Genomic DNA, 6630 nt, shown 5'->3' on the forward strand with positions numbered 1-6630 from the left:
TCTTTTAATAGGATTAAATAACTTGCTACGACTCTAGTAAAGTTCCTTAAAACTATAGTAGGATTATTCTAAATGTTTCTGTGGGACACAGGACTAATAATCTTTACATCCTGAAAAGCAATAGCCCCCCTGATGACCCCTGTTATGATATCTTTTAGTGCATGTGTGATATGCATTTTCAATTCGCTTTTATGATAGATTAAACTAACCTCTCGAGCAGGATTAGGTTCATTGAAAAATCGGAGATTTAGTTTTTGACTCTCACTAAGATCCATCGTGTGTAAATAGGGAAGTAATGTCATACCCATTCCTTCATCTGCAAGTTTCATCATGGTCTCAAAACTTCCGCTCTCTAAATGAAAGCGATCATTCTTGAAATTTTTGTTCTTACATAGGTTGATGACACCTTCTCTAAAACAGTGACCATCTTCAAGAAGAAGAATATCCTCTAAATCCAGGTCTTCCATCATAATTTTTTTAACCTGATGCAATCGGTGGTTCTGTGGAATATAAGCCACAAAAGGTTCATAATATAACACACTTTCTTTTATTGTTGGATTCTCTAGTGGCGTAGCCGCTATAGCAGCATCAAGGTACCCATCCTCTAATCGCTCAATAAGAACATCGGTGTTTTGTTCTTCAATTTTTAAATTGACTTTCGGATATTTATTTACAAAGTTCTTTAAAAACAAAGGCAGAAGGGTTGGCATTATAGTGGGTATGATTCCAATTCTGTATTCCCCACCAATAAAGCCTTTTTCTTGATCTACTATATCTTGTATCCGGTGGGATTCATTGACGATATTTTTTGCTTGTTCTACTATTTTCTCTCCAACTGCGGTAAGTTGGATCGGTTTCTTACTGCGATCAAAAATTAGAATATCGAGCTCATCTTCAAGTTTTTGTATCTGCATACTCAAGGTGGGTTGCGTTACAAAACTTTTTTCCGCGGCATGTGTGAAATTTTGGTGCTCAGCAACGGCTAGCACGTATTGTAATTGGGTAATGGTCATCGTTATTTTTTAAATACCAAAGATACAAAACTATTGTTAAAATTTATAACGGCTTTGTGTTTGATATATATAACCAATAAAATTAGAACAAGTGATTAAAAAATTTATAAGAACAGTGCTCCATTGTTTATCGTTAACATCCGATGATATTAATCTATCACGACGATAGAATCTATAATTACATTGGTTAATGGCCATTCATCAGAACCTGTTTCGACGTGGTTGATTTTGTCTACTACATCCATTCCAGAGGTAACCATTCCAAATGCTGTAAATTTACCATTCAGGTGTGGTGCACCTGTTTTGGTAGTAACGATGAAAAACTCATATGGAGACGCGAGTTTATGAGGGTTAGTTACATCATCACTACTGGGCATAGATACCGTTCCTCTAACATGTTTATGACCTTTTCTAGTATCGGGAGGTAATAGATAAAAACCAATACTATCACGTTTTTCAGCAGTCATTTTTAAATCAGTATTGCCTCCTTGAATAATAAAATCCTTTACCACTCTGTGAAAAAACGTGTTGTTGAAATATTTCTTAGAACTAAGATATATCATGTTGGCTCTATGATAGGGTGTATTATCATATAAATCAATGACGAAATCTCCCATAGATGTGTATACTTTAACTTTGGATTGTTTGTGTGTCTTTTGGTACTCAAAGAAAAAAGGAATTGCGTTTTCTTCGGTAAGAACAAATGGCTTTTCTTCCTCTTGTTCTTCTTTGGCCAAATTAGCTGCACGCTCTTTGGCCTGTGCAATGCTGTCCTTTACAGGGGTAGTGGTAGGGGTCTTTTTTGACTTTGGTTGTTGGTTGCAAGCAGTTAAAATAATTAGTAGTAATATTGTAGAAGTTCTTAAAAAATACTGCATATGGAATTTTCTGATTTTCATGATTTAGTTTCAAAAATAAAAAATATGCCATTACCAGGAGAAGAATCTCATAATAAAATGGCACCAGAGGTTAGAATACAGGAAATTGATAAATGGAAGTTAACGAAAAAGGTTCCCCGTAAAGCTGGGGTGATCAGCTTATTCTATCCCGATTTAAATAACCAGACACGTCTTTTGTTGATCCTTAGAAAAACGTATAATGGGGTGCATTCGAATCAGGTTGGTTTTCCAGGAGGCAAAGTGGAACTTCCAGATCGAAATATCCAAGAGACTGCCCTTAGAGAAACTTGGGAAGAGGTCGGGGTTAAGCCGCAACAAATTCAACTCATAAAATCGGTAACGGAACTTTTTATTCCACCGAGTAATTTTATGGTACATCCATTTATTGGTTTAACAACTTCCACTCCAGAGTTTGTAGCACAACCCTCCGAGGTGGAACAAATTATTGAAGTACTGTTCTCGGATTTTATGGACGATCGTCTGGAGACCTCACAAACTTTGACAACTTCATATGCTCAAAACATAACCGTTCCATCCTTTATCTTTAATGACTTTATCGTCTGGGGAGCCACCGCAATGATATTAAGTGAAATAAAAGACCTTTTTAAAAAGTCAATTGAACGGTAAGTTTTGTACTTTTGAAAATCCTATTAATGATAACGATTTAAGATGGCTTTATTCAAAAGAAACCCTTTTGGACACATACTATTTTTCAAGAAATGGTTGATTCGGATTGCTGGTGTACTTACCCATAGGCGGTATAGAGGATTTAATGAACTTCAAATTGAAGGATCAGAAATCATCAAAAATCTACCAGATTCTGGGGTGTTGTTTATATCAAATCACCAAACCTATTTTGCAGACGTGGTGGCCATGTTTCACGTTTTTAATGCGAGTTTAAGTGGGCGAGTGGATTCGATAAAAAATGTGGGATACCTGTGGCAACCAAAGTTGAATTTATATTATGTAGCAGCCAAGGAAACCATGAAATCTGGACTATTACCAAAGATATTAGCCTATGCAGGTTCTATAAGTATTGAACGTACCTGGAGAGCAGCTGGAAAGGATGTCAATAGGAAAGTGAAGTTTAGTGACATTTCAAATATCAGTAAAGCGTTGGAAGATGGATGGGTGATTACTTTCCCGCAAGGGACAACCAAACCTTGGAAACCAATACGCAAAGGAACTGCTCATATCATAAAGCATTATAAGCCGATCGTTATCCCAGTAGTTATTGATGGTTTCAGGCGTTCCTTTGATCGAAAAGGACTTCGTATTAAAAAGAAGGGAATCCTACAATCTATGGTTATTAAAGAACCTTTGGATATTGATTATGATAATGAAACGATCGAGGAAATTGTGGAGAAAATTGAGTATTCTATCGAGCAACATCCTTCGTTTTTAAAAGTAATTCCCCAAGAGGAAATAGCTGAAATGGAGCGTTTAAATAAAAAGCGTGCTTGGTAATTTAATTCGGTTAATGGTTCATTACACTTCCATTTTCTTAAGCTCCTTGTAATTGAGTTTTAGGCGTCTCATTAAAAATCCGTAGAGTAGGAGGTATATGCCTAAAAGCGCGGCTAATACAATCAGTGTTGCAATTACCGCAACAACAAAAATGATGAGATAGTCCTTTATTTGAGCTTTTTGAACAAAGATATTCCAACCACCTTGTTGGTCAACATATACATATATAAAAGTGATAATAGAGGCTAGACCTCCCAGGACTAGGTTTAAGATAATATAGAGTCGAACAGTCCTACGAGCTTTCATAATACTTTCCAATAAATCCTTTACTGAAGATGTGGTAGAGATGTTTCTGTAGTTTTGGAAGAATCGGTATGCAAAATACAATAACACTGGTATAGAGATATAAGAGAAGAAATCGATAAAGCCTGGTAATTGTATTTGTTTACCTATGTTTGGGTGGTAGAATAAAATAATTAGGAGTCCTAAACCTAGTTCAAGTAAACTGATATAAAAAATCCACCGCACTGAAGAAGATGATTTCTTAAGTATCATCTTATAAATATCCTCATAGGATAGTTTTGGGAGATTCTTCTCCCTTTTCTTCCAATCCTTTTTTAATAAATCAAGCTCTTTCATTAGGGATTAAGTATATTTTTTAGTTTCTTTTTAATTCTATTCATTTTAACTCGTGCATTAATCTCTGTAATACCCATCGTCTCTGAAATTTCATAGTAATTCTTATCCTCTAAGTACAAGAAAACTAATGCCTTTTCGATATCATTGAGCTGTTTGATTGCTTCATACATAAGGGCTAATTGCTGTTCTTCTGTATCATCATAATCAACTGCTTTGACCTTATAGATCACAGGATCCAACTTATTTGTAGGCACATGTCTTTTGGATTTACGATAAAGGGTAATGGCTGTATTGAGCGCTATGCGGTACATCCAAGTGCTAAACTTAGCGTCCCCTCGAAACTTAGGATAAGCTTTCCATAACTGGATGGTGATCTCCTGGAACAAGTCCTTATGCGCATCAGGACAATCCGTATAGATCTTACATATTTTATGTACGATATTCTGGTTCGCTTCTAATTCGCTTACAAATTTATGCTCTAAGTCTTGTGTCAAAGTTGAGGTTGTTGTTTTAAGTATTAGTTGCCAACTTGCCTGTAATGTTACAAAAAGATTTAGCTTTAATGAGTCACCATTAGGAATTAAGTTGTATTATCTCTAGTGATGCACAGTAGTTTGTCTTGATTTGGCGTCAGGGACGGGTTGTAGTGACAGTGGCTTAACCGAATAATAATATGGTGTCATCAATTTATTGTGACAGTTTGTCATTTTTAAATCCATGGCACAAAGATTGAATTTTATATTGCGAATTAAAAGAATTTTCAAACACTATAAAAATATAAACATGAGTAAAATTATTGGTATAGACTTAGGTACGACCAACTCTTGCGTTTCTGTGATGGAAGGAAGCGAGCCAGTTGTAATACCTAATGCTGAAGGTAAACGAACTACTCCTTCTGTAATCGCTTTTGTTGATGGTGGGGAAATAAAGGTTGGGGATCCAGCTAAACGTCAGGCGGTAACCAACCCTAATAAGACCATATATTCCATCAAGCGTTTTATGGGGAATAAGTATTCAGAATCTGAAAATGAAGCCTCCAGAGTGCCTTATAAAGTAGTTAAAGGAGATAATAATACCCCGAGAGTAGATATTGATGGTCGTTTATATACACCACAAGAATTGTCTGCTATGATTCTTCAAAAAATGAAAAAGACAGCTGAAGATTATCTTGGGCAAGATGTAACTGGAGCTGTAATTACGGTTCCTGCTTATTTTAATGACTCTCAACGTCAAGCAACCAAAGAAGCTGGTGAGATCGCTGGATTAAAGGTGGAGCGTATTATTAATGAACCAACTGCAGCGGCACTTGCATACGGGCTTGATAAAAAAGGGAAAGATCAAAAAATCGTTGTTTTTGACTTTGGTGGAGGAACACATGATGTATCCATTTTAGAGTTAGGAGATGGCGTATTTGAAGTATTGTCAACTGATGGAGATACGCACCTTGGTGGTGATGATGTTGATGAGAAAATTATCGATTGGTTGGCTGATGAATTCAAGGCTGAAGAGGATGTTGATCTAAGGAAAGATTCCATTGCTTTACAACGTTTAAAAGAAGCGGCTGAGAAAGCTAAAATTGAACTTTCCTCTGCAAGTCAAACAGAGATTAACTTACCATATATTACGGCGACTGCTAGCGGACCTAAGCACTTAGTGAAAAGTCTTTCACGTTCTAAATTCGAGCAGCTAATCAGTGATTTGGTTGAAAGAACAATCAAGCCATGTGAGTCAGCTTTGAAAAATGCTGGTGTTTCCAAAAGTGAAATTGATGAAATTATACTTGTTGGAGGATCAACCAGAATTCCAGCAGTTGTGGAAGCGGTTGAGAGGTTCTTCGGAAAGAAACCTTCTAAAGGTGTGAACCCTGATGAGGTTGTAGCCGTAGGTGCTGCGATTCAAGGAGGTGTATTAACTGGAGACGTGAAGGATGTATTGTTATTGGATGTTACACCACTATCTTTGGGAATTGAAACTATGGGTGGCGTGATGACAAAACTTATTGAAGCCAATACCACTATTCCTACTAAAAAGTCTCAAATATTCTCAACAGCAGCAGACAATCAGCCTTCTGTTGAAATTCACGTACTACAAGGGGAACGTTCTATGGCAGCGGACAATAAAACTATTGGGCGCTTCCACTTAGATGGTATTCCACCAGCACAACGGGGAGTTCCTCAGATTGAAGTTACCTTTGATATCGATGCTAACGGTATTATCAATGTTTCTGCAAAAGATAAAGGAACTAATAAAGAACAGAATATTAGAATCGAAGCGTCTTCTGGATTAACAGAGGAGGAAATCGAGAAAATGAAAAAAGAAGCAGAAGCAAATGCTGATGCTGATAAAAAAGCAAAGGAAAAAGTTGATAAACTCAACGAGGCAGACAGTATGGTTTTCCAAACGGAAAAACAGCTGAAAGAATTTGGGGATAAGTTATCAGCAGATAAGAAAAAACCTATTGAAGATGCTTTAGAGGAGCTGAAAAAAGCACATGCTTCTCAGGATGTTGAACAAATTCAACCTGCTTTGGATAAGATCAACGAAGCTTGGAAAGCTGCTTCTGAAGAAATGTATAAGGCAACAGCGGATGCACAGCAAAACGGTGCAGCAAC

7 protein-coding genes are annotated in these 6630 nt (G+C 36.7%); 3 read left to right on the plus strand and 4 right to left on the minus strand.

Going from position 1 to position 6630, the window contains the following annotated elements; all coding sequences use genetic code 11:
- Positions 1 to 68: 68 nt before the first annotated feature.
- Positions 69 to 1013 (minus strand): LysR family transcriptional regulator, encoded by a 945-nt coding sequence (locus VKY50_RS01185; protein ID WP_324298007.1) that lies wholly within the window; start codon positions 1011 to 1013, stop codon positions 69 to 71.
- Between the two features lie 149 nt (positions 1014 to 1162).
- Positions 1163 to 1912, minus strand: a complete 750-nt coding sequence (locus VKY50_RS01190; RefSeq protein ID WP_324298009.1) for a peptidylprolyl isomerase — start codon at positions 1910 to 1912, stop codon at positions 1163 to 1165.
- Between VKY50_RS01190 and VKY50_RS01195 the strand changes: the two genes are divergently transcribed.
- Both VKY50_RS01195 and VKY50_RS01200 read left to right on the plus strand, forming a co-directional pair.
- Positions 1892 to 2539: an NUDIX hydrolase gene (locus VKY50_RS01195; protein ID WP_324298011.1), complete on the plus strand. Its 648-nt coding sequence runs from the start codon at positions 1892 to 1894 to the stop codon at positions 2537 to 2539. The two genes, VKY50_RS01190 and VKY50_RS01195, sit on opposite strands and share 21 nt — an antisense overlap.
- Positions 2540 to 2581: 42 nt before the next feature.
- On the plus strand, positions 2582 to 3379 hold the full coding sequence (locus tag VKY50_RS01200) for a lysophospholipid acyltransferase family protein (RefSeq protein ID WP_324298013.1): 798 nt from the start codon (positions 2582 to 2584) through the stop codon (positions 3377 to 3379).
- 21 nt (positions 3380 to 3400) lie between these two features.
- Here the strand turns inward: VKY50_RS01200 and VKY50_RS01205 are convergent, their stop codons facing one another.
- Positions 3401 to 4018 (minus strand): hypothetical protein, encoded by a 618-nt coding sequence (locus tag VKY50_RS01205; RefSeq protein ID WP_324298015.1) that lies wholly within the window; start codon positions 4016 to 4018, stop codon positions 3401 to 3403.
- Entirely contained in the window at positions 4018 to 4512 is a 495-nt protein-coding gene (locus VKY50_RS01210; RefSeq protein WP_324298017.1) for an RNA polymerase sigma factor, read from the minus strand. Before VKY50_RS01210 ends, VKY50_RS01205 begins: the two co-directional genes overlap by 1 nt.
- 289 nt (positions 4513 to 4801) lie before the next feature.
- On the opposite strand from VKY50_RS01210, the gene dnaK reads away from it, so the two are divergent.
- Positions 4802 to 6630 (plus strand): molecular chaperone DnaK (gene dnaK / locus VKY50_RS01215; protein ID WP_324298019.1); only part of this gene is annotated, 1829 nt, incomplete at its 3' end.

This window comes from Galbibacter sp. (assembly GCF_035306585.1).
Lineage (GTDB): Bacteria > Bacteroidota > Bacteroidia > Flavobacteriales > Flavobacteriaceae > Galbibacter.

What these genes read in the sequence shown, in the direction of transcription:
- VKY50_RS01185 (WP_324298007.1), bottom strand. Translation starts at nt 1,013, where the DNA reads ATGACCATTACCCAATTACAATACGTGCTAGCCGTTGCTGAGCACCAA.
- VKY50_RS01195 (WP_324298011.1), top strand. Translation starts at nt 1,892, where the DNA reads ATGGAATTTTCTGATTTTCATGATTTAGTTTCAAAAATAAAAAATATG.
- VKY50_RS01190 (WP_324298009.1), bottom strand. Translation starts at nt 1,912, where the DNA reads ATGAAAATCAGAAAATTCCATATGCAGTATTTTTTAAGAACTTCTACA.
- VKY50_RS01200 (WP_324298013.1), top strand. Translation starts at nt 2,582, where the DNA reads ATGGCTTTATTCAAAAGAAACCCTTTTGGACACATACTATTTTTCAAG.
- VKY50_RS01205 (WP_324298015.1), bottom strand. Translation starts at nt 4,018, where the DNA reads ATGAAAGAGCTTGATTTATTAAAAAAGGATTGGAAGAAAAGGGAGAAG.